Origin of the sequence: Saccharothrix xinjiangensis, assembly GCF_039527585.1 — a bacterium.
GTDB classification, from domain to species: Bacteria; Actinomycetota; Actinomycetes; order Mycobacteriales; family Pseudonocardiaceae; genus Actinosynnema; species Actinosynnema xinjiangensis.
The window spans coordinates 360,661-385,117 of sequence record NZ_BAAAKE010000001.1 but is presented as its reverse complement, the minus strand read 5'-3'; the positions used below and the strand labels follow the sequence as shown (position 1 = coordinate 385,117).

Below are 24,457 nucleotides of genomic sequence, written 5' to 3'. Positions count from 1 at the left end.
GGATGTATAGCGCTTGCGCGCGGTCGCCGTCCAGAGGGTTCCGAATAGTGGTCCGATGAATCCCGGTCGGGACGAGTCGGCACGACAGCGAGAGGACGAGATGAACCACCACCGCGCGGGGCGGACTCCTGCCACCACCGCCGCGACCTGTGCGACGGCCGCCGTCCTGCTGCTCCTCTCGCTCGTGGCGATCCCCGACTCCGTGGCGCCCGCGGGCCTGCCCGAGCCGTCCCCCGCGAACGGCGACCGGGCGCCGGGCGACGGCCCGGGTCGGGGCGGCACCGGAACCGGGACCGGCACCGGCACCGGGACCGGCACCGGCACCGGGACCGGGACTGGGACTGGGAACGGCACCGGCACCGGTGCGGCCCACCTCGCGCCCGGTCAGGAACCGCCCGCCGACCCGCCGCGCGTCGCGCCCGCCCTGGCCCGCGCCACCGGCCCCGTCACCGCGTTCGTCGAGCTGGCCACCACCCCCGCCGCCAGGGCCTTCGGCGAGCAGCGGGCCCGGGGCGCGGGCGACCCGGTCGCCGCCGCCGTCGCCGCCCGCCGCGTCACCGACGACGTCGCGGGCCACGTGCTGGCCGCCCTCCGCGGCGCGGACCGCGCCGCCCGCGAGGTCGCCACCACCCGCAACGCCGTGCCCGGCGTGATCGTCACCGCCGACGCCGCGCGGCTGCGCGAGCTGGCCGACCGCCCCGACGTGCGCGCCGTGCGGCCCACCGTGCCCAAGGTCCTCCACAACGCCGCCGCCGCCCGGCTCACCCGCGTCGACCGGGCTTGGCGCGACGCGGGCCGGCGCGGCGCGGGCACGCGCATCGGCATCGTCGACACCGGCGTCGACTACACGCACGCCGACTTCGGCGGCCCCGGCACCCCGGAGGCCTACGACGCCGTCGACCGCGCCGCGCCGTGGACCCCGACCGCGAAGGTCGTCGGCGGCCACGACTTCGCGGGCGACGACTACGACTCCAACGACCCGGCCCGCGCCACGCCGAAGCCCGACCCCAACCCGATGGACTGCCAGGGCCACGGCACCCACGTGGCGGGCACGGCCGCCGGGTACGGCGTGACCGCCGACGGCTCCGCGTTCGACGGCGACTACGCCTCCCTCACCCCGGAGGCGCTGGACGGCATGGCGATCGGACCCGGCACCGCGCCCGAGGCCCGGCTCTACGCGCTCAAGGTGTTCGGCTGCTCCGGCTCCACCGCCCTGCTCGGCCCGGCCCTCGACTGGTCCCTCGACCCCGACGGCGACGGCGACTTCGGCGACCACCTCGACGTGGTGAACCTGTCCCTGGGCGTGGACTTCGGCGCGCCGGACGACCCGGACGCCCTGTTCGTGCGCAAGGTCGTCGAGCACGGCGTGGTGGTCGTGGCGTCCGCGGGCAACGGCGGCGACTTCTACGACGTCGGCGGCGCGCCGGCGAACGCGCCCGGAGCGCTGGCCGTGGCCAACACGCGCGACGCGTTCACGCTCCTCGACGGCGTCGAGGCGGACGGCGCGCTGCGGTCCGGCCAGTACAGCGTCGGCTACACCGGCTACGGCTCCCTCGACCGCGAGCTGCCGGTGGCGCGGGTCGCGGACCAGGGCAACGCCGACGGGTGCGCGCCGATCGACGAGGACCTCACCGGGCGGTTCGTCTGGCTGGAGTGGGACGAGGACGACGCGACCCGCGAGTGCGGCTCCGGTCCCCGCACCGACCACGCCGAGAAGGCGGGCGCGGAGGGCGTGCTGCTGCCGGCCACCAGCGCCGTGTTCAAGGCGGCCATCGCGGGCAACGCGGGCATCCCCGCCTTCCAGTTCACCGCCGCCGCGACGAGCGACGTTCGCCCGGCCCTCGACGCCGGCACGCTCCGGGTGCGCATGGCGGGCGCGCTGCGCGAGGCGTCGCCGACCACCACGCCGAACCTCGCGGACACCATGACCCCGTCCTCGTCGCGCGGTTCGCGCGGCCCGCTCGCCGCGAAACCCGACGTGGCCGCGCCCGGCGACACGATCCTGTCCGCCGCCGTCGGCACGGGAGCCGGCTCGGTGAGCCTGGGCGGCACCTCGATGGCCGCGCCGCACGTGGCGGGCATCGCCGCGCTGGTCCGCGAGGCCCACCCGGACTGGACGGTCGAGGAGGTCAAGGCCGCGGTGGTGAACACGGCGGGCGGCGTGGTGACCGACGGCGACGACCGCACCACCGGCACGCCCGAGGCCCCGATGCGGGTCGGCGCGGGCCGGGTGGACGCGGCGCGCGCGGTGGCGGTGGACGTGCTGGCGATGGTCCGGGACGACGCGGGCGCGGTCGGCGTCACGTTCGGCCCGGTCGAGGCGGCGGCCCCGGTGGAGCTCACCAAGGTGCTGGAGGTGGTCAACAAGTCGTCCGCCTGGCGCACGGCCCGGCTGTCCTACGAGCCGGCGACCACCGTGCCGGGCGCGGACTTCCGGCTGTGGCCGCCGGTGCTGGTGGTGCCGCCCGGCGGGACGATGACGGCGGAGGTGACGCTGCGCGTCGAGCCCGGCGAGCTGCGCAAGACCGCCGACCCGACCGTCGAGAAGCGGCAGGCGGACCAGGCCAGGCAGTTCCTCGCCGAGGCGTCCGGCCGGGTGCTGGTGCGCGCGGGCGGTGCGGAGCTGCGCATCCCCGTGTACGCGGCGCCGGAACCGGTCGCGGACGTGGAGGCGACCGACCTCGGCGGCGACGCGGTGCGGCTGGTGGGCCGGGCCCTCGACCAGGGCGAGGGCGACGAGGCGTACCGGTCGCTGATGACCGCGTTCGAACTCCACGGCACCAGCCCGGAACTGCCGGACTGCGCCGGCGAGGTGAAGGTCGACTGCGCGTTCAACGCCTCCGCGAGGGGCGGCGACCTCCGGTACGTCGGCGCGGCCTCGGACGGCGAGCTGCTGGCGTTCGGCGTGGCGACCTGGCGCTCCTGGGTGACGCTCGGCGCGGTGAACTCACCGTGGATCCGCGTGGACACCAACGCCGACGGCGCGCACGACTACGTGGTCGAGGCGGTCAAACCGACCGACGCGCTGGGCACGGTCACCGCCGACGTGTGGCTGGCCCGCACCACCAGGGTGGCCGACGGCGCCGTGGTGGACGAGCAGCCGCTCAACGGCGAACACGGCGACGTCGACACCAACCTGATGGACAGCGACGTCGTGGTGCTGCCGGTGGCCCTCACCGCGCTCGGCATCGACCCCGCGTCGGGTTCCGCGCGCATCGGGTACACGGCCGGGGTGTCCGGCCAGTACCCCGCGCCGGGCAACGAGGCCGGCCTGGTCGACCGGATCGGCGAACCGATGGCGTTCGACCCGCTGCGGCCGGGCCTGTCCCTGCGCGGTGGCTGGTCGTTCACCGCCAGCTCGGGGGCCGAGCTGGCGGTGGTGCGCGAGCCGGGGGAGCCGGGGGCGTCAGGGGAGGGGCGGGCGGACAGCCTTTTGCTGCTGCACCACCACAACGCCACGGGCGACCGGGCGCAGGTGCTGAAACCGACGGGCTGACCGGCCGCCGGGACCTCGCCGGCCTCGCCTGCCGACGGCCGGCGCCCCTCAGGTGTTGCTCGCCGCCGCAGTCGTGTTCGGTCCTTTCCGCACCGCCCCGCTTCCTTCCCCTCCAGGCCGCCGAATCCTCGATCCCGATCACGGAGAGCCAGGTCAGGCGCACCCGGTTGGTCGTGCCAATCACACGTGCCTGATCGGCATACTCTGGCGAATGAGCTTCGTGGTCGGTCTGGACGCGGGTGGCACGAGCACCAGGGCCCTGGTGCTGGACCTGGACGGGACCCGTCTGGGCGCAGGCGTCGCGGGCGGCGCGAACCCCAACTCGCTCCCTCCCGCCATCGCCGCCACGCACGTCCGACAAGCCCTGACCGCCGCCCTCGACGGCCTGAACCCGGCGAAGGTCGAGGCCGGCGTGCTGGGCATGGCGGGGTCGAGCAAGGTGCTGTCGGACCCGGCGGTGGGCGAGCTGTTCGAGGCGGCGTGGAGCGACGCCGGCCTGCGCTGCCCGCTGCGCGTGGTGACCGACTGCGAGGCGGCGTTCGCGTCCGGTTCGGACACACCGGACGGGACGGTCGTGGTGGCGGGCACGGGTTCGATCGCGGCCAGGATCGAGAATCACACGTTGGTGTCAACCTCCGGCGGCTACGGCTGGCTGCTGGGCGACGAGGGATCGGCGTTCTGGCTCGGACGCGAAGCCGTGCGCGCCACCCTGCTGGCCCTCGAACGGGACGAGCCGGACGGCCTCGCCGCCGCGGTGCTGCGCCGGGCCGAGATCCCCGAGGGCCCACCCCGCGACCGCTGGCGCAGGCTGATCACCGCCGCGAACGCCGCGTCACCGATCGAACTGGCCGGCTACGCCCCCCTGGTCACGGCGCACGCCGACGTGCCGTCGGCGGACCGGATCATCAACGAGGCCGTCGAACACCTGGCAGGCCTGGCCGAGTCCACCCGCAAGGGTGACGACAACACCCCGATCGTGCTGATGGGCAGCCTGGTCCACACCCACGCGCTCGGCTCACGCCTGAAGCGAGAACTGGCCACCCGCACCGGGGCCCCGGTGCGGACCGCCACCGAGGGCGCGGCAGGCGCGGCGTGGCTCGCGGCAGTGCGAGTCCTGGGCGAAGCCGCACCCCGCCCCACCTGAAGCCCAACCGGCCACCCGCTGCCCGCCACCGACCACCCGCCACCGACCACCCGCCACCTGCTGCCGGCCGCCCGCTGCCCGCCACCGGCCACCCGCCACCGGCCACGCGCCGCCGCCCACTGCCCGCCGCCGGTCGACTCCACCTCGCCCTACCGCCGCCTCATCCGCCTTGCCCGCTCATCGCTCTCGTCAGGCGGTCAAGTCAGGTCGGACAGCCACTGCTCGACACCCGCGACGTGCACCGTGGCCCAGGACCGGGCCAGTTCGGGCTGGTGCGCGGCGAGCGCGTCGACGATCGAGCGGTGTTCGGCGACGGTCCGCGCGACCGCCCCCGCCTGCGTGATGCCGCGCCAGACGCGGACCCGCACGGTCGGGCCGGCCAGCGTGTCCAGCAGCCGGGCGAGGTAGGAGTTGCCCGAGCACCGCGCGATCGCCCGGTGGAATTCCAGGTCGTGCTCGACCAGTTCTTCCACCGTTCGGGCGAATTCGGCGGTGTCGCACAGCGCCCGCAGTTCGGCGATCTCCTCCGACCCGACCCGCTGGGCCGCCATCGCCACCGCCGCCGGTTCGAGGATGCGCCGGACCTGGAGGACCTCCAGCACCGAGTCCTCGCCACGGTGCAGGTCGAGCACGAACGACAGCGCGCCGAGCAGGTCGTCGGCACGCAGGCTGGACACGTACGTGCCGTCGCCTTGGCGCACGTCCAGCACCCTGACCAGGGACAACGCCTTGACCGCCTCGCGCAGGGAGTTCCGCGAGAGGCCCAGCCGCTCGGCCAGGTCGGCTTCGCGCGGCAGCCGGTCCCCCGGTTTCAGCTCCCCGGAGACGATCATCTCCTTGACGCGCAGGATCGCGTCGTCGGTAACTGCCACGGCGTCCTCGACTCGTCCATAGACCTCGGATGTCTGGCGCCAAGTATGAGCCCACGCGGTTGCGGCGCGAGGGCGGACCGTCGACGACGAAGATTAACCTGGTACTACTTTATTCCGTTATCTTATAACCGAACGTGACGCACCCGCCAGTAACGGCCATAATGGTCTGGACCATTTGAGGAGGGACCTTGGACACGGTTGTCGCAGCTCCGCGAGCACTGCTCGGTCGCACCATCACCGGTCCCGCCTGCGTTCGGATCAGCGCGGGCCGGATCGTCGAGGTGATCCAGGGCGCGCCGCCCGGGGACGCCGAGGTGCTGACCGACGGCCTGCTCACCCCGGGCCTGGTGGACCTGCAGGTCAACGGGGCGGTCGGCGTCGACTTCGCCGAGGTTGACCCCGAAGGCATGGCGGCAGTGGCGAGAGCGCTTCCACACACCGGCGTGACGCGCTTCCTGCCGACGTTGATCACCGCCCCGGTGCCGGTGGCGATCCGCCAGGCGCACGCCGTGCTGGCGGCGGCGGCCACCCTGGCCCAGCACGTCGGCGCCAAGCCGCTCGGCGTGCACCTGGAGGGGCCGTTCCTGTCGCCGAAGCGGGCGGGTGTGCACGACCCGGCGCTGATGGTGGCGCCCGGACCGGCCGAGATCGACCTGCTCCTGAACGACGAGGTGCTGCGCCGCGCCCTGCGCATGGTGACCCTGGCGCCCGAGCAGCCGGGCGGCATGGAAGCGGTGCGCCGCCTCGCCGCCGCCGGCGTGCTGGTGGCGGTCGGCCACAGCGACGCCACGGGCGAGCAGACCAGGGCCGCCGCCGAGGCGGGCGCCCGCATGGTGACGCACCTGTTCAACGCCCAGCGCCCGCTCGGCCACCGCGAACCGGGCGTGCCCGGCGTCGCCCTGGTGGACGACCGGTTCACCCTGGGCCTGATCGCCGACCTGGCGCACGTCGGCCCGGACGTCTGCCGCCTGGTGTTCAACGCGGCCGGCCACCGGGTCGCCCTGGTCACCGACGCGGTGGCCGCCGCCGGCATGCCGCCGGGCCGCTACCAGCTGGGAGGCGCGGACGTCCTGCTCACCGAGGACGGCGTGCCGCGCTCGCCGGAGGGCACCATCGCGGGCAGCGCCCTGACCCTGGACCGGGCCGTGCGCAACATCGTCTCGGTCGGCGTCGACGTCGCGGACGCCCTCGCCGCGACCACCGTCATCCCGGCCGACGCCATCGGCGAACCCACCCTGGGCCGCCTGGAGCCGGGCGCGGTGGCCGACCTCGTGTGGTGGGACGAGGACCTGCGGCCCCGCAAGGTCTGGATCGACGGCGAAGTCGCCTACGACAGCACCCGGGAGCTGGACGCCGCGCGAATCCCCCTCAACACCGCCACGGTGGGCCTGGCCGCCGGCCAGTGACCACCCCGCACCGGTCCGGGCCCTGCCCACCCCACCCGGACCGGTGCCCCACCCCGAGCCGAACGCCCAGAACCCCGCGTGTCCTCCACTCGGGCATCACGTGTCCTCCACTCGGGCATCGCGAGTCGAACGTTCAGGACCACCGTGTCGAACACTCAGGACCCCTGAGTTCAACGCTCAGGTGAACTGAGCAGCCCCCGAATCAATCCAAGCGCGGCCCACCGACAGGATCGGTGGGCCGCGCTCGGGTCTGTGGACAACTTCCGGCCCTGTGGACAAGTGGCAAAGGCGCAGGTCAGCGTCAACGCCCGGCATCAGCGACCCGCGTCGACGACCAGCATCAGCACCCGGCGTCAACGCCCCCGAGGCGCCTGCCCGGAACCACCTGCCCGGAGCGACCTGCCCCGAGCCGCCTGCCCCGGCCTCAGGTCACCTGGTCCGGGTCACCTTGTTCAACCCGCGAGGGCTGTCCGGGTCCCCGCCGCGCGCCAACGACAACCCGTGCGCCACCCGCTGCACCGGCAGCACCTCCAGCACGGGCGCGACCTCCTCGGCCGTCTCCGGCACGGGGATCCGCAGCGCCGCCGACACCTTGTCCGCCCCCGACCCCACGGCCACCACGTCCGCACCGCGCCCGTGCACCGCGTCCAGCACCTCGTGCATCGCGTCACCACCGCGCCCGGCGCTCGTCACCGCCAGCACGGCGGTCTCCGCGTCGACCGCCGCCACGGGCCCGTGCAGCAGGTCCGCCCCGCTGTACGCCCGCGCGGCCAGGTACGACGTCTCGGCCAGCTTCAGCGCCGACTCCAGCGCGGTCGGCAGCGAGTACCCGCGACCGGTCGTCAGCACCCGGTCCACGAACCGGTACCGCCGCACCGCCTCCGCCACCGCGTCCGCCGACTGCTCCAGCGTCGCGGCCGCCAGGTCGCCCAGCGGCGCCGCCGCCGCGCCGTTCCCGCCGCGGATGGCGTCCACCAGCAGGTACAGCGCGAGCAGCGTCGCCGAGTACGTCTTGGTCGCCGCCACGGCCCGCTCGACGCCCGCGCCGACGTCCACCGACAGCTCCGCCGCCCCGTTCAGCGGCGACGACGCCGTGTTGGTCACCGCCACGGTCAGCGCGCCGCGCGCCCGCGCCGACTCGGTGACCTCCAGCAGGTCCGGCGACCCGCCCGACTGCGACACCGCCACGACCAGCACGTCCCGCAGATCCGGCTGCGCGCCGTACAGCGTGGTCGTCGACGGCGACACCAGCCCGGCGGGCAGTTGCAGCAGCACCTCGGTCAGGTACTTCGCGTACAGCGCCGCGTGGTCGCTCGACCCGCGGGCCGCCAGCAGCACGAACCGCGGCCGCCGCGCCGAGATCACCTCGGCGACCGACGCGATCTCGGACCGCCGCGCGACGAGGTCGGCGAAGACGCGGGGCTGCTCGGCGATCTCGGCCGCCATGTGGGCGCCGGGCTGGTGCTCGCTCATCGGGAATTCCCCCTACCGGGACGAGGTGGCGGCGGCGATGCGCTCTGCCGCGGCGCGCAGGCACACCCGGGAGCCGCCGTGGGTGTCGACGCGGGCGGTGGCGCCCAGGTCCGGACCCGGCACGCCGGTCTCGACGTGCACAAGGTCTAGACCAATCTTAGCGAGAGAGGTCACCACGTCGCGAGCCCACGGAAAGCGGTGTGCCTCACGTGTCACCACCACGACCGGACGGCCCGCGGCCGCCGCCGCGATCTCCGGGGCCGACGCCGACGCCACCACCGACGTGCCCGGGACCAGCTCCTCCAGGTACGGCCCGAGCCCCCACGGCACGTCGCCGACCGCGATCGACGGCTCCACCGCCAGGTCCACCACCACCGGCGGCCCCGACAGCCGCAGCGCGCCGCGCACCTCCAGGGCCGCCCGCGCCGCCTTCAACCCCAGCGACGGGTCGTGCCCCTCCACGGCCGACGGCGGCGTGCCCAGGGCGGCCGTCCGCCGCGCCGCCTCCTCCAGCCGCTCCCGCGGCAGCACCCCGGACTCCACCGCGGCCACGATGGCGTCCACCAGCCACCGCAGCCCGTCGTCGTCCAGCGGCTCGCCGCCCAGGCACAGCGCGTCCACCCCGGCCACGAGCGCCCGCACGGACCCCTGCGCCAGGTCGCCGCCCACGGCCTTCATGTCCAGCCCGTCGGTGATCACCGCGCCGGTGAAGCCCAGGTCCTCCCGCAGCACGCGCAGCGCGGCCGGGTTCAGCGTGGCGGGCTCCGGGCCCCACTCCGGCACCACGAGGTGCCCGGTCATGATCGACCGCACCCCCGCCGCCACGGCCGCCCGGAACGGCGCCAGCTCGACCTCCGCCAGCTCCGCCGCCGTCCGCGGCAGCACCGGCAGCGCCGCGTGGGAGTCCACGGTGGACGCGCCGTGACCGGGGAAGTGCTTGGCGCACGCCGCCACGCCCACGGCCTGCATCCCGTCGACGAACGCCGCCACGTGCTCGCCCGCCACCTCCGGGTCCGACCCGAACGACCGCACCCCGATCACCGGGTCGTCCAACGTCAGCACCAGGTCCGCCGACGGCGCGAGGTTCAGGCTCACCCCGCACGCCGCCAGCCGCGACGCCATCGACGCCGCCACCGCCCGGGTCAGCGCCGGGTCGCCCGCCGCGCCCAGCGCGTGGTTGCCCGGCACCTCCGACCCGTGCCCGGCGTCGAGCCGGGTGACGTCGCCGCCCTCCTCGTCGATCCCGATCACCACGTCGGCGCGGGCCGACCGCAACTGCGCGCCCAACGCGGTCACCTGCGCGTCGTCCACGACGTTGCGGCCGAACAGCACCACACCGCCGAGCCCGTCCGCCACCCGCTTGACCAGCCAGTCCGGCGCCGAGGTCCCGTGGAACCCCGGCAGCAGCACACCCTGCGCGAGCCGGTGCAACGACATCCGGTCCTACCCCTTCACCGCACCGGCCGTGACACCGGTGACCATCTTGCGCTGCACGATCAGGAAGAACACCAGCACGGGCAGCGTGAACAGCGCCGAAGCCGCCATCGCGCCACCCCAGTCGGTGCCGAACTGGGACTGGAACCCCGACAGCCACACCGGCAGGGTCTGGAGGTCCTGGTCCCGGATCAGCGACAGCGCGAACAGGAACTCGTTCCACGCGGTCACGAAGGCGAACACCGAGGTGGCCACCAGACCCGGGCCCAGCAGCGGCAGCGTGACCCGGCGGAACGCGCCCCACCGGCCGCAGCCGTCCACCATCGCCGCCTCCTCCAGCTCCAGCGGGATGCCGTTGACGAACCCGCGCAGCGTCCACGCGCAGAACGGCAGCGTCACCGCGAAGTAGATCAGCGTCAGCGAGGGCAGCCGGTTGAGCAGGTCCAGGTCCCGCATCATCAGGAACATCGGGATCAGCAGCGCCTCGAACGGCGCCATCTGCGCCACCAGCATCATCATCACGAAGCCCTTGCGCCCCCGGAACCGCATCCGGGACAGCGCCACCGCCGCCAGCAGGCCCACCACGAGCGCCGCCAGCACCGCCGTCAGCGACACCAGCAGGCTGTTGCCCAGCGCGCCGAGGAAGCCCGGCTTCGTCCACGCGGTGGTGAAGTTCGCGTTCGTCACCGAGAACGGGATGAGGTCGTAGCCGGTGGTCAGCAGCTCGCTGCGCGGCTTGAGCGCGGTGGCGACCATCCAGTACGTCGGGAACGCGAAGAACAGCGCCACCAGCAGCGCGACCGCGTTCGCGGCCACCTTCTTGGCGATCACAGCGACCCCTCCTGGGAACGGACCAGCCGGCGCAGGTACTGGAAGGTCAGCAGCGCCAGCAGCGCGACCATGACCACGGACACCGCCGCCGCCACGCCGAAGTGGCTCTGCGAGATGCCCTCCAGGTACTGGTAGACGGGCAGCGTGGTGCTGCCGCCGTCCGGGCCGCCCTTGCGCATCGCCCAGATCTGCGTGAACACCTTGAAGTCCCACAGCAGCGACAGGAACGTCACCATCAGCAGCAGCGGCCGCAGCTCCGGCCACGTCACCGCGCGGAACGTCTGCCACGCCGAGGCCCCGTCGATGCCGGCCGCCTCGTACTGGTCCTTCGGGATCCCGATCGCGCCCGCGTACAGGGAGAACGCCAGGAACGGGATCGCCTGCCACACGATCAGCAGCCCGATCACGGCCAGCGTCGACGTGCCCGTGGAGAACCACGAGAACCCGGTGAAACCGTCGAACCCGAGCTTGACCAGGGTCTTGTTGAGGATGCCGTACTGCTGGTCGAAGATCCACTGGTAGACGGTGGTGGCCGCGAGCAGCGGCATCGCCCACGCCAGCAGCATGGCGACCTGGAGCACGATCCTGACCACCGCGCTGATCTGCCGCATCAGCAGCGCGATCAGCAGGCCGGCGAGCACCGACACGGCCACCACCGCGGCGGTGAACACCACCGTGCGCAGCGCGATCAGCCAGAACCCGGGGTCGGACAGGATCTCGGCGTAGTTGTCGAAGCCGGTCCACACGACCTCGCCGCGGGTCAGCTCGCGCAGGTTGAGCCTGCGGAAGCTGGTGACCAGCACGGACAGGACCGGCCAGCCGATCAGCCACAGGATGGCGACCAGCGCGGGGGCCAGCAGCAGGTAGGGCAGCGCCCGGTCGAAGGCGCCGCCCCGACGGCGCGGTGCGCCGTCCGGACGCGCGGCACGCCGCGGTGCCGACGAGGGGTTCGTCGGCACCGCGGCGCCGGTCGTGTCAACGGCCGTCATGCGCTCGTCAGCCGGCCAGCGTCTTCGACAGCGAGGCGTTGGCGTCCGAGGTGGCCTGGTCCAGCGGCTTCGCGCCGGTCAGGTACGCGGTCAGCATGTCCTTCAGCGGGTTCTGGCCCGCCTCGACCGCGGCCCACGCCGGCGTGGTCGGGGTGACCTTGCCGTTCGGGGCGGACTCGGCCAGCGCCTTGCCCAGCGGGTTGGTCGCCAGCTTCTGGGTGTCGGTCGAGGTGCCCGGCACCGAGCCGCCCTCCGCCAGCATGTCCTGGTACTTCTTGCCGCTCAGCAGCTTCAGGTACGCCTTGGCCAGGTCGGGGTTCTGCGAGCCGGCCGGGATGGCCAGGTTCGAGCCGCCCAGGAACACCGGCGCGGCCTTGCCCGCGGTCTTCGACGGGATCGGGAACGCGGCGGTCTTGCTCTCCAGGTCCGGGTTGGCCTTCACGGCGCCCGCGAGCTCCCACGGCAGGCCGATCATCATGCCGACCTTGCCCGTGCCGAAGACCTCCATCTGCTGCGGCGTGGCCTCGTCGGCGTCCTTCGGGGCCTTCGTGCCGGAGACGTCGACCAGCTTCTTGTAGAACTCGACGCCGGCCTTGGCCTGCGGGGTGTCGAGGGCGCCCGCCCACGCCGAGCCCTGCGGCTTGGCCACGTCGCCGCCCTCGTCCCAGATGAACGACAGCAGCGAGTACCAGGACTGGCCCGGCAGGTACAGCGGCTGGAAGTCGGGGTCGGCGGCGTTGGCGGCCTTCAGCTTCTCGATCGCGGCGACCCACTCGTCGCGGGAGGTCGGCGCGCTCGCGATGCCGGCCGCCTCGAACAGGTCCGTCCGGTAGATGACCGTCCGGTTGGCGGCGTAGAACGGCATGCCGTACTGCTTGCCGTCCCAGGTCAGCGAGTCCTTCAGACCGCCGAGCCACTGGTCGCCGTTGAGGTCGTTGACGTCGCCGGACAGGTCGTACAGGGTCTCCTCAGCGGCGAACTTCGCCGTCTGGGTGTTGCCCAGCTCGATCACGTCCGGCGGGTTGTTGCTGGTCAGAGCGGTGGTCAGCTTCTCCTGGATGCCGTTCCACTTCTGGACCTCGTACTTGACGGTGACGCCCGGGTTGGAGTCCTGGAACTCCTTGTTCAGCGCGTCGGTCAGGGTGGTCGGCGCGGAGCCGTCCATCAACCAGACCGTCAGCGTCTTGGGTGCGCCGGGGTCCCCACCGGCGTTGTCGGAGCTCGTGCCGCACCCGGCCACGGCCACCGACAGCGCGGCGGCACCCACGGCCAGTCCTCTCCAGCCCTTCACAGTCTGCGCCCTTTCCCAATGCCCGGTCCGTAGAGACCGGAACGCCCTAAGTGGTGTAGACCAATGCGGCCTAGAGTGTGCCTCGCCACAGGGCATGTCAAGGACGTTGCTGGACCGTTGCAAAGTCATCGGGTCAATTTCCCGGGGCATGTCGGGGGTTCGGGTCCATGATCCGGGGCGGACAGGGCATCCTGTCCTTGGGAGCGCTGTGCACGAGGACTTCGTGTCTCGAGCACTGGCAAGGTCGAGGAGGAAGCATGCTCGAAACGAGCCCGGCGACCGGCGTGGACGCCAGGTCACGCGCGCAGCGCGAGCCGAAGTACTGGGGACTCAAGCGGCACCTGCTCGACCTGCTGCGCGCGCTGCCACCGGGTTCGCCGATCCCGACCGAACGATCGCTGGCCGCGGAGTTCGACGTGTCCCGCACGACGGTCCGGCAAGCGCTTGCCGAGCTGACCGTGGAGGGCCGGCTGCTGCGCGTGCAGGGCAAGGGCACCTTCGCCGCCGAGCCCAAGGTGGCGCAGCGGCTCCAGCTGTCCTCGTACACAGAGGACATGAAGGCCCAGGGGCGGCAGCCGTCGTCGAAGCTGATCGAGGCGTCCGAGATGCCCGCCGAGGCCGAGCTGGCCCGGCTGCTGGGCGTCCGGGCGGGCGCGAAGGTGCTCCGCCTGCACCGGCTCCGGCTGGCCGACGGCGAGCCGATGGCGATCGAGACCACCCACCTGGCCCTGGGGCGCTTCCGCGGCCTGCGCCGCTACCTGGCCCCCGGCGCCTCCCTCTACCAGGTGCTGCGCGAGCGCTTCGGCGTCGAGATGGGGCACGCGGAGGAGACCATCGAGACCGCGCTGGCCTCACCCGAGGAGGCCGAGCTGCTGGGCGCGGACATCGGCCTGCCGATGCTCCTGCTCTCCCGGCACTCGTTCGACACGGAGGGCAACCCCGTCGAATGGGTGCGCTCGGTCTACCGGGGCGACCGCTACAAGTTCGTGGCCACCCTGAACCGCCCCGCGGGCTGACCAGACCTCCAACCTCTACCCCTCTTCCCCCCTTCTTTCATCCCCTTAACCCCCCTCACCCCTCCGATCACCCGCGCGAGTCGAACGTTCCGGTCCACCGTGTCGTACGTTCCGGACCCCCGAATTCCACGTTCGCGCACCCGTCAACCCGGCCAGGTTCGTCGCGAGTGTCGAACTCGGGGGACCCGGGCGTTCGACACGGTGGTCCTGAGCGTTCGACTCGCGACGCCCGGGTGGTCAGGCGAGGAGGGTGAGGAAGGTGGCCGGGTCCACGTTGCCGCCGGAGACGATCGCGGCGGTGCGCGGGGTGGGGGAGGCCAGGTAGGCGGCCAGGGGGACGGCGCCGCTGGGTTCCACGACGAGGCGGGAGCGGAACGCCAGCCGGCGGACCGCGTCGGCGATGGCGTCCTCGGGGACGGTGACCACGTCGTCCACGTGGGCGAGGACGTGGGCGAAGGTCAGGGGCGAGGGCTCGGCCCGCAGGCCGTCGGCGACGGTGCGCGCCCGGTCGGCCGCCGGCCAGCCGGTCAGGGTGCGGGCGCGGAAGGACGCCGCGGTGTCGCCGGCCAGTTCGGGTTCGACGCCGACGACCCGGGTGGCGGGGCTCAGGGCCTTCACGGCCGCGGCGACGCCCGAGATGAGGCCGCCGCCGCTCACCGGGACCAGGACCGTGGCCACGTCCGGCAGGTCGGCGACCAGCTCCAGGCCGATGGTGCCCTGCCCGGCGATCACGTCGGGGTGGTCGAACGGCGGGACGAGGGTCGCGCCCAGCGAGGCCGCCAGCTCGTGCGCCCGCGACTCGCGCTCGGCCGGTGGCACCTCCACCACCTCGGCGCCGTGCGACCGGGTGGCCTCCACCTTGACCCGCGGCGTCGTGTCGGGCACCACGACCGTCGCGGGCACCCCGAACAGCTTCGCCGCGTACGCCACGGCCTGCGCGTGGTTGCCGCTGGAGTAGGCCACCACCCCGCGCGCCCGCACGTCCTCCGGCAGCCGGGCCAGCGCGTGGTACGCGCCGCGCACCTTGAACGCCCCGACGGGCTGGAGGCCCTCCGGCTTGAGCCACAGCCCTTCGTCGAACCTGAGCAGCGGGGTGCGGACCACGGCGGGGGCGATGAGGGCGGCCGCGGCGCGGATGTCGGCGAGCGTCACGAGTTCCATGCCGACGATCCTCACCCCGGCGGCGGCTTCCGCTTGAGCCGCTGGTCACCGGAACTCCTTCGGCCTCACCCGCTTGGAGCAACAGTTCTCACACTTATGGGCAGCCGATCACCGAATCCTTTACTTCTGGCAAAACCGCCCGAATCGGTGATCGAATCACTACCTTGAGTGAGAGTTAACTGTCAAACGCTACACAGCGCAGTCATATCAGCGTGGGCTGTGACACACTTCCCCCTCGGATGGCCTGAACCGTAATAGGTAACAGGGTCATAACGTCGCTCGAACGGGCGAGTACTGGTCGGTAGCGACCGGGAAGGAGGGGTCGTGCGAGACAGCTGGACCCCGCTCGTCACGTTCGCGAGCCAGGTTCCGGGCACCGGTCCGAGGGCCGGGCGGAGAAGTGGAACCGGCGAAGTCACCGGGAAGAGAAGTGGAGGGGTGGGGCGACCCCTGCCGCCGCCCCACCACCCGTCCCCCTAGAGCCCCCGAGAGCGGTCCCTGCAACCAGGCTCTCGGGTTCCCTGCACCCGAAGATGAGGGAGACGCCTAATGAACCGCACGAGTGCGGTCCGCCTCGCCACGGCAACCCTGCTCGCCGTGGGTTCGGCTACAGCGCTAAGCGTACCGGCGATCGCGGCGCCGTCCGCCCCCTATGCGCAAAGCCCTTCCGACACGGAGAGCTACCCTGCCGAGTTGCTCCAGGCAGCGCAGCGTGACCTCGGCCTGTCGGCCGAGCAGGTGACCGCCCGTTTGTCCAGTGACACTCGGGCGGGTGAGATCGAATCGGCCGCGAAGTCGGCGGTCGGCAGCGCCTACGCGGGCTCGTGGATCAACCCCGCCACGGGCAAGCTGGTCGTGGCGGTCACCGACGCCGCCAAGGCGGACGCGGCTCGCGCCGCGGGCGCCGACGTCAAGCGCGTGGCCTTCTCGCACCGGCAGCTGGCGGGCGCCAAGGCGTCCCTCGACGGCCTGGCCTCCGCGCCGAAGTCCATCACGAGCTGGCGGGTCGACGAGCAGACCAACTCGGTCGTCGTCGAGGTCAACCGCAACCAGCGCGACGCGGCGGCCGAGGCGTTCCTGGCCCAGGCCAAGTCCGTCAGCCCGTCGGTGCGCGTGGTCGAGGTCGCCGAGTCCCCGACGACCCTGTACGACACCCGCGGCGGCGACGCCTACTACATCGGCTCCGGCCGGTGCTCGGTCGGCTTCGCGGTGAGCGGCGGCTTCGTGACCGCGGGCCACTGCGGCCGCACGGGCAGCGCGACCACCGGCTTCAACCGCGTCTCCCAGGGCACGTTCGCGGGCTCGTCGTTCCCGGGCAACGACTACGCCTGGGTGCGCACGAACTCCAACTGGACCTCGCGCCCGTGGGTGAACCGCTACAACGGCTCCAACGTCACCGTCAGCGGCTCCACCTCGGCGGCGGTCGGCGCGGCGATCTGCCGCTCCGGCTCCACCACCGGCTGGCGCTGCGGCACCGTCCAGGCCAAGAACTCGACGGTGAACTACCCGCAGGGCACGGTGTCCGGCCTGACCCGCACGAACGCCTGCGCGGAGCCCGGTGACTCGGGCGGCTCGTGGGTGGCGGGCTCCGGCTACAGCCAGGCCCAGGGCGTGACCTCCGGCGGTTCGGGCAACTGCTCCTCCGGCGGCACGACCTACTTCCAGCCGGTCGCCGAGATCCTCAGCGCCTACGGCCTGAGCCTCACCAGGGGCTGATCGGACCCGCGCGGCCCGATCGCGCTCCGCTCGAAGCCGAACACCCCCGGCCGCAGCTCTCCCGCGGCCGGGGGTGTTCGGCGTCCGGGCCGGGTTCAGGAGAACTGCACCGACCGCTTGGACAGCCCGTACCAGAAGCCCTCGACGGTCGTGGCGGCCTCCTGCGCGCCGCTCGCGCCGAGGGACACGAACAGCGGCGCGAAGTGCTCGGTGCGCGGGTGCGCGACGACGGCCGCGGGCGCCTTGCGCCGGAAGTCCAGCAGCGCGTCCACGTCGCCCGCCGCCAGCGCCCGCCCGGCCCAGTCGTCGAACTCGGCCGACCACGACGGCGGCCGGTGGTCGGGCCCGGTGGACATGTCCACGCAGCTCAGGTTGTGGGTCATGAACCCGCTGCCGACGATCAGCACGCCCTGCTCGCGCAGCGGCGCGAGGCGCCCGCCCAGCTCGAACAGCTCCCGCGGGTCCAGGCTCGGCATGGACATCTGGAGCACCGGCACGTCCGCCTCGGGGAACATCTCCTTCAGCGGCACGTAGGCGCCGTGGTCCAGGCCCCGCCCCTCGTCGTGCGAGACGGGCCGGTCGAGCAGCCCGGCCACCGCCCGCGCCAGCCCCGGCGCGCCGGGCGCGGGGTAGGCGACCTCGTAGTACCGCCGGGGGAAGCCCCAGAAGTCGTAGGTCAGCGGCACGGTCGTGGTCGCGCCCAGGGTGAGCGGGTCGTCCTCCCAGTGCGCGGAGACCACGAGCACGGCCTCCGGGCGCGGCAGCGTCGCGGACCACGACCTCAGCTCGCCGGTCCACCGTTCGTCGTCGGCCAGCGGGGGAGCCCCGTGGCCCAGGTACAGCACGGGCATCACGCCGACGACTGTACGCCATCTAGTTGAAATTTCAACCAAGAGGCGGCGGCGCGGGGGTCCTCGGCATCGGTGATCGCCCGCACGACCACGACCCGCGTCGCGCCCGCGGCCAGCACCTCGGGCAGCCGCTCCCGGTCGACGCCGCCGATCGCGAACCACGGCCGGTCGGTCGCGCCGGCGGTCGCGCGCACCAGGTCCAGGCCCGGCGCGGGCCGCCCCGGCTTGGTCGGCGTCGGCCAGCACGGCCCGGTGCAGAAGTAGTCCACGCCCGGCTCGACCGCCGCCGCCCTCGCCTGCGCCACGTCGTGCGTGGAGCGGCCGATCACCACGTCGTCGCCGACGACGCGGCGGGCGAGCGGCACGGGCAGGTCGTCCTGGCCCAGGTGCAGCACGTCGGCGTCCACGGCGAGCGCCACGTCGGCCCGGTCGTTGACCGCGAGCAGCGCGCCGTGCCGCGCGCACGCCTCGGCCAGCACCTCCAGGGCCGCGATCTCCTGCCGGGCCTCCAGGCCCTTGTCGCGCAGCTGGACGACGTCGACGCCGCCCGCGAGCGCGGCGTCGGCGAACTCCGCGAGGTCGGGCCGGTCGGGCGTGCAGAGGTAGAGCCGCGCGTCGGCGAGCCGCCGCCTGATCCGTACTCCGTCGAGTCCTGGCACGGCCGCACGGTAACGGCCGCGGCGTCCCGTGCGCTACGGTGGAGGTGGTCCGCACGGGAGCCCGGAGATCACCGGGCTGAGAGGGAGCGTGGTCCGCTCCGACCGTCGAACCTGATCCGGGTCATGCCGGCGCAGGGAGCGTGAGTGCCTTTGACAACGCGGGTGACCGTCCTGGGCGGCGGTGTGATCGGCCTGTCCGTCGCGTGGTGCGCGGCGCGCGACGGGTTCCGGGTCGAGGTCGTCGACCACGGCTCGCCGCACGGCGGCTCCCGGGTGGCGGGCGGCATGTTGGCGCCGGTCACCGAGGCGTGGCCGGGTGACGAGGAGGTGCTGCGCCTCGGCGTCGAGTCGCTGGCCCTGTGGCCGGGGTTCGCCCGCGACCTGGGCGTGGAGCTGTCCCCGGCGGGCACGCTGGCGGTGGCGGTGGACCGGGCGGACGCCGAGGTGCTGGACCAGCTGTGCGCCTACCTGGGCACGACGGGCCGCTCGGCGCGCCGGCTGACCGGCCGCGAGCTGCGGGCGCTGGAGCCGGGTCTCGGCGCGGTCCGGAGTGGACTGTCCGTGCCGGGCGACGTGGCCGTGGACAACCGGGAGCTGCTGGGCGCGCTGCGCGGGGCGTGCGAGCTGAACGGGGTGCGCTTCCCCGCCGAGCCGGGCGAGGCGGACGTGACGGTCATCGCGGCCGGCGCGTGGAGCCGCGACCTGCACCCGGCGCTGCGGACCGTGATCCGCCCGGTCAAGGGGGAGATCCTGCGGCTGGCGGCCCGGCCGGGCGCGCTGCCGCCGCCCCGGCACACCATCCGCGCGCACGTGTCCGGCCGCCCGGTGTACCTGGTGCCGCGCCGGGACGGCTTCGTGCTGGGCGCCACCCAGTACGAGGCGGGCTTCGACGGCGACGTGACCGTCGGCGGGGTGCGCGACCTGCTGCGCGACGCTGAGGTGGTGTGGCCGGGCATCGCCGAGTACGCGCTGGCCGAGGTCGCCGCCGGGTTCCGGGCGGGCAGCCCCGACAACGCGCCGGTGATCGGCTGGCTGGAACCCGGCGTGCTGGCCGCCACCGGGCACCACCGCAACGGCCTGCTGCTCGCGCCGGTGACGGCGCGGCGCGTGGTCGCCCTGCTCCGCGAAGGAGGAAGCAGTTGCTGAAGGCCAAGGTCAACGGTGTGGAGCGCGAGCTGGCCGACGGTGCGACCGTCGACGCCGTGCTGGCGCTGCTCGGCGCCCCGGCGAGCGGGGTGGCGGTCGCGGTGGACGGCGAGGTCGTGCCGCGCGCGGCGTGGGGCACGACCGCGGTGCCCGAGGGCGCCGTGGTCGAGGTGCTGACCGCGGTGCAGGGTGGCTGACGTGGACGACCCCTTGGTGATCGCGGGCCGGGAGTTCGGCTCGCGCCTGGTGATGGGCACGGGCGGCGCGGCGAACCTGGCCGTGCTGGAACGGGCGCTGGTCGCCTCCGGCACGGAGCTGACCACGGTGGCCATGCGGCGCCTGGACGCCGGCGGCGGCGGGGTGCTGGAGCTGCTGTCGCGGCTGGGCATCGAGGCGCTGCCGAACACGGCGGGCTGCCGCACCGCGGCGGAGGCGGTGCTGACCGCCCGGCTGGCGCGGGAGGCGCTGGGCACGGACTGGGTGAAGCTGGAGGTCCACGCGGACGACCGGACGCTGCTGCCGGACCCGGTCGAGCTGCTGGACGCGGCCGAGCGGCTGGTGGACGACGGTTTCACGGTGCTGCCCTACACCAACGACGACCCGGTGCTGGCGTGGCGGCTGGAGCAGCTGGGCTGCGCCGCGGTGATGCCGCTGGGCTCGCCGATCGGCACCGGCCTGGGCATCCGCAACCCGCACAACATCGAGCTGATCGTGGCGCGCGCGTCGGTGCCGGTGGTGCTGGACGCGGGCGTGGGCACGGCGTCGGACGCGGCGCTGGCCATGGAGCTGGGCTGTTCGGCGGTGCTGCTGGCGACCGCGGTGACCAGGGCGCAGGACCCCGAGCGGATGGCGGCGGCGATGCGCGCGGGCGTGGAGGCCGGTCGGCTGGCGCGGTCGGCGGGGCGCATACCCAAGCGGTTCTGGGCGCACGCGTCGAGTCCTGCGGTGGGGTGATTGCCGGGCACGGCATGATGGGTGCTCCACCGCCGCCTGCCCGAGGAGGACTGTCCCGTGACCGCCGACCAGGTCGAGGACGCCACCGCCCGGCTGTACCTCGCGATCGGCAGGCTCTCCAGGCTGCTGCGCCGCACCGGTTCACCCGGCCTGGGCCCCGGCGCGGTGTCCGCGTTGGCGACGCTGGCGCGTTGCGGGCCGATGCGGCTGGGCGACCTGGCCGCGAAGGAGGGCGTCGCGCCGCCCACGCTGTCCCGCATCGTGGCGTCCCTGGTGGAGGCGGGCTACGTGCGGCGCGAGCCCGACCCGCAGGACGGGCGCGCGTGGCTGGCGACCCCGACGCCGGAGGGCGAGACCATGGTGTCGGGCGTGCGGTCGGCACGGGTGCGGGAACTCCGGCGCCGGATCGAGGAGCTGCCGCCGGAGCACCGCGACGCGCTGGTGGCCGCCCTGCCCGCGCTGGAGGTGCTGGTCGGCGAGGCGGGCTGACCGGCGCGGTGGGGTGATCGGCGTTCCCGCCGGTCGGGTCCTCGCCGGCTTCAGAAGCGGTAGCGCAGCATCCGCCCGACGTCCTTGAACCCGGGCAGCAGGCCCATGACCCGCAGCGGCAGCCGGGACTTCAGCGGCAGTTGCCCGACGCCCGGCATCGCAAGGCTGCGCAGCGCGTCCACGCACCGCAGCCCGGGGTGCCACGACTCCACGACCGCCGGGTCGTCCAGCCCCCAGTGCAGCGTCGCGCCCGCCCGCCGCACCGCGGGCACCAGCTTCTGCAACCTGATCCCCATCGGCCCGTACACGTCGAACAGCAGCTCGCCGGAGTCGAACCGCCCGGCGACCCGCCGCACCAGGCCGCGCGCCTCGTCCTCGGTCAGGTACATGGACAGGCCCTCGAACACGGCCACGGTCGGCCGGTCCGCGGGCACCTCCGCCCACCACGCCTCGTCGGTGACCGACGCCGGGACCAGCCGGTAGTCGCCCGGCGGCGGCGTCAGCAGCCGTTCCCGCACGGCCACGACCTCCGGCAGGTCCACGTCGACCCACCGCACGCCGGGGCCGAACGCCAGGCGTTGCGCCCGCGTGTCCAGCCCGCACGCCAGGTGCAGCACGGTCGCCTCGCCGACGCGGGCCAGGAACTCCGCGGTCCAGTCGTCCAGCAGCTTGGCGCGCAGCGCCACGCCGGCCGCGGTGCGCTCGTCGATGCCGGTGCGGCGGAAGTCGTACTCGATGCGCGACACCGCCTCGACCGCCGCGGTGTCACCCAGGAGGGGACGTGCCGCGCGGGCGTCGAGCGCCCGCGCGTACAGCGTCGCCAACATCGTCGCCGGTGCTCCGGACAGGTCTACCTTCACACCGCCAAGCTAGCCCTCCAGCCGCCACAGCGGCGACACCGGACCGACGCCGCCGCCCAGCGGGTAGGCGGCGGCCACCGACCGGACGATGAAGTCCTTGCCGAACCGCACCGCCTCCGGCACCGACTCGCCGCGCGCCAGCCGCGAGCAGATCGCCGACGCCAGCGTGTCGCCGCTGCCGTGGGTGTCCGTCACGTCGTAGCGCGGCCCGAGGAAGTCGATGAACTCCTCGCCGTCGTAGAGCACGTCCAGGCACTCCGGGTCGTCCCACAGGTGCCCGCCCTTGACCAGCACCCACCGCGGGCCCATGGCGTGCAGCGCCTCGGCGGCCTTGCGCTGGTCGGCGCGGCTGCGCACCTCCAGGCCGGTGATCAGCCGCACCTCGTCGAGGTTCGGCGTGACCAGGGTGGCCCGCGGGAACAGCAGGGTGCGCAGCGCGTCGAGCGCGTCGTCGGCGAGCAGCTGCTGGCCGTGCATCGACGCCGCCACCGGGTCCACCACGAACGGGCCGACGTCGACCCGCTCCAGCGCGCCCGCCACGGCCTCGATGATCGCCGCCGACGCGAGCATCCCCGTCTTGGCCGCGTCCACGCCGATGTCGGTCGCCACCGCCTCGATCTGGGCGGCCACCACCTCCGGCGGGATCTCGGTGTAGCCGGTGACGCCCAGCGAGTTCTGCACGGTCACCGCGGTGACCGCGGTCATGCCGTGCACGCCGCACGCGAACAGCGCCCGCAGGTCGGCCTGGAGGCCCGCGCCGCCGCCGGAGTCGGACCCGGCGATGGTGAGGACCCTCGGCGGCGTCACCGCCGTCGGTCGACCCGCCATCAGTCCACCACCGGCAGGTACACCTTGCCGCCGTGGTCGGTGAACTCGTGCGACTTCTCGTCCAGGCCCGCCTCGATCGCCTCCACAGTGGACAGGCCGCGCTCCTCGGCGTACCGGCGGACGTCCTGCGTGATCTTCATCGAGCAGAACTTCGGCCCGCACATCGAGCAGAAGTGCGCGGTCTTCGCGGGCGCGGCGGGCAGCGTCTCGTCGTGGAACGACCGCGCGGTGTCCGGGTCGAGCGACAGGTTGAACTGGTCCTCCCACCGGAACTCGAACCGCGCCTTGGACAGCGCGTCGTCCCAGTCCTGCGCCCCGGGGTGGCCCTTGGCCAGGTCGGCGCTGTGCGCGGCGATCTTGTAGGTGATCACGCCGGTCTTCACGTCGTCCCGGTTGGGCAGGCCCAGGTGCTCCTTCGGGGTGACGTAGCACAGCATCGCGGTGCCCAGCCAGCCGATCTGCGCCGCGCCGATCGCCGAGGTGATGTGGTCGTAGGCGGGCGCGATGTCGGTGGCCAGCGGCCCGAGGGTGTAGAACGGCGCCTCGCCGCACCACTCCTCCTCCAGCCGCACGTTCTCCGCGATCTTGTGCATCGGCACGTGGCCGGGGCCCTCGATCATCACCTGCACGTCGCGGGCCCGCGCGACGTGCGTCAGCTCGCCCAGCGTGCGCAGCTCGGCGAACTGGGCCTCGTCGTTGGCGTCCGCGATCGAACCCGGCCGCAGGCCGTCGCCCAGCGAGAACGTCACGTCGTAGGCGCGCAGGATGTCGCACAGCTCCTCGAAGTGCGTGTAGAGGAAGCTCTCCCGGTGGTGCGCCAGGCACCACGCGGCCATGATCGACCCGCCGCGCGAGACGATGCCGGTCACCCGCTTCGCGGTCAGCGGCACGTACCGCAGCAGCACGCCCGCGTGCACGGTCATGTAGTCGACGCCCTGCTCGGCCTGCTCGACCACGGTGTCGCGGTAGACCTCCCACGACAGCTTCGCCGGGTCGCCGTCGACCTTCTCCAGCGCCTGGTAGATAGGCACGGTGCCGACCGGCACCGGCGAGTTGCGCAGCAGCCACTCGCGCGTCTCGTGGATCCGCTTGCCGGTGGACAGGTCCATGATGGTGTCCGCGCCCCAGCGCGTCGCCCACACCATCTTCTCCACCTCCTCCTCGATCGAGGAGGTCACCGCGGAGTTGCCGATGTTGGCGTTGATCTTGACCAGGAACTTCTTGCCGATGATCATCGGCTCGGACTCGGGGTGGTTCCGGTTGACCGGGATGACCGCCCGGCCGCTCGCCACCTCGTCCCGGACGAACTCGGGGCTCATGCCCTCGCGCGCCGCGATGAACCGCATCTCCGGCGTGACGACCCCCGCCCGCGCGCACGCCAGCTGGGTCACCGCCCCGTTCACCGGCTCCCGGCCCGCCACCCAACCCGCCCGCAACCTCGGAAGTCCACTGTGGACGTCGATGGTCGCGGACCCGTCGGTGTAAGGCCCGGAGGTGTCGTACAGGTCAATGTGCTCGCCGTTGGTCAGCCCCACCCTGCGGAAGGGGACCCTGATGCCCTCGCCCGCGTCCCGGTGCACCTTGGTCGACCCCGAGATGGGCCCGGTGGTGACGCTGGGCTTGACCGAACGGTCGTCGAGTGCCGTCACGACATGTCCTCCCTACGCCGGCATTACCCGGTCAGGTTCCGGCGGTCGGCGGCGCCAGGTGTTCAGCCGCCCTCTCAGCCCGCTGTGGCGCGAGCTCCCGCGTGTGTTGAGTTGTCCGACCGACCATAGCCACGGCCCCGCTCCGGTGCCAAGGTGCGGATGCCAACGACGACCGTTTGCGCGTACCTTTCT

General features: G+C 73.5%; 21 protein-coding genes and 1 riboswitch. Of the genes, 9 read left to right on the top strand and 12 right to left on the bottom strand.

Annotated elements, in window-relative coordinates:
* The first annotated feature begins 55 nt into the window (after window positions 1–55).
* Window positions 56–3,496: a S8 family peptidase gene (locus tag ABD223_RS01800; protein WP_344034021.1), complete on the top strand. Its 3,441-nt coding sequence runs from the start codon at window positions 56–58 to the stop codon at window positions 3,494–3,496.
* A 211-nt stretch (window positions 3,497–3,707) separates the two neighbouring features.
* On the top strand, window positions 3,708–4,640 hold the full coding sequence (locus tag ABD223_RS01795) for an N-acetylglucosamine kinase (RefSeq protein WP_344034020.1): 933 nt from the start codon (window positions 3,708–3,710) through the stop codon (window positions 4,638–4,640).
* A gap of 197 nt (window positions 4,641–4,837) precedes the next feature.
* On the opposite strand, the gene ABD223_RS01790 is transcribed toward ABD223_RS01795, so the two are convergent.
* A complete protein-coding gene (locus ABD223_RS01790) occupies window positions 4,838–5,512 on the bottom strand; it encodes a FadR/GntR family transcriptional regulator (RefSeq protein ID WP_344034019.1) in 675 nt (224 codons plus the stop codon).
* A gap of 188 nt (window positions 5,513–5,700) precedes the next feature.
* Here ABD223_RS01790 and nagA point away from each other — a divergent pair, with 188 nt between their 5' ends.
* The gene (gene nagA / locus ABD223_RS01785) at window positions 5,701–6,918 is read left to right on the top strand and encodes an N-acetylglucosamine-6-phosphate deacetylase (RefSeq protein ID WP_344034018.1); all 1,218 of its coding nucleotides are present in this window, start codon (window positions 5,701–5,703) and stop codon (window positions 6,916–6,918) included.
* 429 nt (window positions 6,919–7,347) lie between these two features.
* Here the strand turns inward: nagA and ABD223_RS01780 are convergent, their stop codons facing one another.
* From ABD223_RS01780 to ABD223_RS01760, 5 genes are read right to left on the bottom strand one after another with little or no spacing between them, the layout of a single operon-like run.
* Window positions 7,348–8,391: an SIS domain-containing protein gene (locus tag ABD223_RS01780; RefSeq protein ID WP_344034017.1), complete on the bottom strand. Its 1,044-nt coding sequence runs from the start codon at window positions 8,389–8,391 to the stop codon at window positions 7,348–7,350.
* Between the two features lie 12 nt (window positions 8,392–8,403).
* Complete coding sequence (locus tag ABD223_RS01775; RefSeq protein ID WP_344034016.1) at window positions 8,404–9,828, bottom strand: glycoside hydrolase family 3 protein; 1,425 nt, start codon at window positions 9,826–9,828, stop codon at window positions 8,404–8,406.
* Window positions 9,829–9,834: 6 nt separating this feature from the next.
* Window positions 9,835–10,656 (bottom strand): carbohydrate ABC transporter permease, encoded by an 822-nt coding sequence (locus ABD223_RS01770; RefSeq protein WP_344034015.1) that lies wholly within the window; start codon window positions 10,654–10,656, stop codon window positions 9,835–9,837.
* Window positions 10,653–11,645 carry a carbohydrate ABC transporter permease gene (locus ABD223_RS01765; RefSeq protein WP_344034014.1) on the bottom strand — a complete coding sequence of 331 codons (993 nt, stop codon included), beginning with the start codon at window positions 11,643–11,645 and terminating at the stop codon, window positions 10,653–10,655. Before ABD223_RS01765 ends, ABD223_RS01770 begins: the two co-directional genes overlap by 4 nt.
* A 7-nt stretch (window positions 11,646–11,652) precedes the next feature.
* The gene (locus tag ABD223_RS01760) at window positions 11,653–12,936 is read right to left on the bottom strand and encodes a sugar ABC transporter substrate-binding protein (protein WP_344034013.1); all 1,284 of its coding nucleotides are present in this window, start codon (window positions 12,934–12,936) and stop codon (window positions 11,653–11,655) included.
* Between the two features lie 257 nt (window positions 12,937–13,193).
* Between ABD223_RS01760 and ABD223_RS01755 the strand changes: the two genes are divergently transcribed.
* Window positions 13,194–13,952 carry a GntR family transcriptional regulator gene (locus ABD223_RS01755; protein ID WP_344034012.1) on the top strand — a complete coding sequence of 253 codons (759 nt, stop codon included), beginning with the start codon at window positions 13,194–13,196 and terminating at the stop codon, window positions 13,950–13,952.
* 237 nt (window positions 13,953–14,189) lie between these two features.
* On the opposite strand, the gene ABD223_RS01750 is transcribed toward ABD223_RS01755, so the two are convergent.
* The gene (locus tag ABD223_RS01750) at window positions 14,190–15,113 is read right to left on the bottom strand and encodes a threonine ammonia-lyase (RefSeq protein ID WP_344034011.1); all 924 of its coding nucleotides are present in this window, start codon (window positions 15,111–15,113) and stop codon (window positions 14,190–14,192) included.
* Window positions 15,114–15,806: 693 nt separating this feature from the next.
* Between ABD223_RS01750 and ABD223_RS01745 the strand changes: the two genes are divergently transcribed.
* Window positions 15,807–16,829, top strand: coding sequence for a S1 family peptidase (locus tag ABD223_RS01745; RefSeq protein WP_344034010.1), 1,023 nt, complete (start codon window positions 15,807–15,809; stop codon window positions 16,827–16,829).
* A gap of 95 nt (window positions 16,830–16,924) precedes the next feature.
* Here the strand turns inward: ABD223_RS01745 and ABD223_RS01740 are convergent, their stop codons facing one another.
* Together ABD223_RS01740 and thiE are read right to left on the bottom strand one after the other, a co-directional pair.
* Window positions 16,925–17,680 carry a dioxygenase family protein gene (locus ABD223_RS01740; protein ID WP_344034712.1) on the bottom strand — a complete coding sequence of 252 codons (756 nt, stop codon included), beginning with the start codon at window positions 17,678–17,680 and terminating at the stop codon, window positions 16,925–16,927.
* Entirely contained in the window at window positions 17,680–18,339 is a 660-nt protein-coding gene (gene thiE, locus ABD223_RS01735; RefSeq protein WP_344034009.1) for a thiamine phosphate synthase, read from the bottom strand. Before thiE ends, ABD223_RS01740 begins: the two co-directional genes overlap by 1 nt.
* A gap of 43 nt (window positions 18,340–18,382) precedes the next feature.
* Window positions 18,383–18,494, top strand: a riboswitch (TPP riboswitch).
* Here thiE and thiO point away from each other — a divergent pair.
* From thiO to ABD223_RS01715, 4 genes are all read left to right on the top strand, one after another.
* On the top strand, window positions 18,484–19,485 hold the full coding sequence (thiO, locus tag ABD223_RS01730) for a glycine oxidase ThiO (RefSeq protein ID WP_344034008.1): 1,002 nt from the start codon (window positions 18,484–18,486) through the stop codon (window positions 19,483–19,485). It overlaps the preceding riboswitch by 11 nt.
* A complete protein-coding gene (thiS, locus tag ABD223_RS01725) occupies window positions 19,482–19,682 on the top strand; it encodes a sulfur carrier protein ThiS (RefSeq protein ID WP_344034711.1) in 201 nt (66 codons plus the stop codon). The genes thiO and thiS overlap by 4 nt, the downstream gene beginning before the upstream one ends.
* 1 nt (window position 19,683) lies before the next feature.
* Complete coding sequence (thiG, locus tag ABD223_RS01720; RefSeq protein ID WP_344034007.1) at window positions 19,684–20,439, top strand: thiazole synthase; 756 nt, start codon at window positions 19,684–19,686, stop codon at window positions 20,437–20,439.
* 57 nt (window positions 20,440–20,496) lie between these two features.
* Window positions 20,497–20,928 (top strand): MarR family winged helix-turn-helix transcriptional regulator, encoded by a 432-nt coding sequence (locus ABD223_RS01715; RefSeq protein WP_344034006.1) that lies wholly within the window; start codon window positions 20,497–20,499, stop codon window positions 20,926–20,928.
* A gap of 50 nt (window positions 20,929–20,978) precedes the next feature.
* Here the strand turns inward: ABD223_RS01715 and ABD223_RS01710 are convergent, their stop codons facing one another.
* From ABD223_RS01710 to thiC, 3 genes are read right to left on the bottom strand one after another with little or no spacing between them, the layout of a single operon-like run.
* Window positions 20,979–21,788, bottom strand: coding sequence for a class I SAM-dependent methyltransferase (locus ABD223_RS01710; RefSeq protein WP_344034005.1), 810 nt, complete (start codon window positions 21,786–21,788; stop codon window positions 20,979–20,981).
* Between the two features lie 9 nt (window positions 21,789–21,797).
* Window positions 21,798–22,616, bottom strand: a complete 819-nt coding sequence (thiD, locus tag ABD223_RS01705) for a bifunctional hydroxymethylpyrimidine kinase/phosphomethylpyrimidine kinase (protein WP_344034004.1) — start codon at window positions 22,614–22,616, stop codon at window positions 21,798–21,800.
* Window positions 22,616–24,265, bottom strand: a complete 1,650-nt coding sequence (gene thiC, locus ABD223_RS01700) for a phosphomethylpyrimidine synthase ThiC (RefSeq protein WP_344034003.1) — start codon at window positions 24,263–24,265, stop codon at window positions 22,616–22,618. The genes thiD and thiC overlap by 1 nt, the downstream gene beginning before the upstream one ends.
* Between the last annotated feature and the right edge of the window lie 192 nt (window positions 24,266–24,457).

Bases quoted from the DNA above. Each gene is read 5' to 3' on its own strand.
- ABD223_RS01800 (WP_344034021.1), top strand. From the start codon at position 56: ATGAATCCCGGTCGGGACGAGTCGGCACGACAGCGAGAGGACGAGATG.
- ABD223_RS01795 (WP_344034020.1), top strand. From the start codon at position 3,708: ATGAGCTTCGTGGTCGGTCTGGACGCGGGTGGCACGAGCACCAGGGCC.
- ABD223_RS01780 (WP_344034017.1), bottom strand. From the start codon at position 8,391: ATGAGCGAGCACCAGCCCGGCGCCCACATGGCGGCCGAGATCGCCGAG.
- ABD223_RS01775 (WP_344034016.1), bottom strand. From the start codon at position 9,828: ATGTCGTTGCACCGGCTCGCGCAGGGTGTGCTGCTGCCGGGGTTCCAC.
- ABD223_RS01765 (WP_344034014.1), bottom strand. From the start codon at position 11,645: ATGACGGCCGTTGACACGACCGGCGCCGCGGTGCCGACGAACCCCTCG.
- ABD223_RS01755 (WP_344034012.1), top strand. From the start codon at position 13,194: ATGCTCGAAACGAGCCCGGCGACCGGCGTGGACGCCAGGTCACGCGCG.
- ABD223_RS01750 (WP_344034011.1), bottom strand. From the start codon at position 15,113: ATGGAACTCGTGACGCTCGCCGACATCCGCGCCGCGGCCGCCCTCATC.
- ABD223_RS01740 (WP_344034712.1), bottom strand. From the start codon at position 17,680: ATGCCCGTGCTGTACCTGGGCCACGGGGCTCCCCCGCTGGCCGACGAC.
- thiD (WP_344034004.1), bottom strand. From the start codon at position 22,616: ATGGCGGGTCGACCGACGGCGGTGACGCCGCCGAGGGTCCTCACCATC.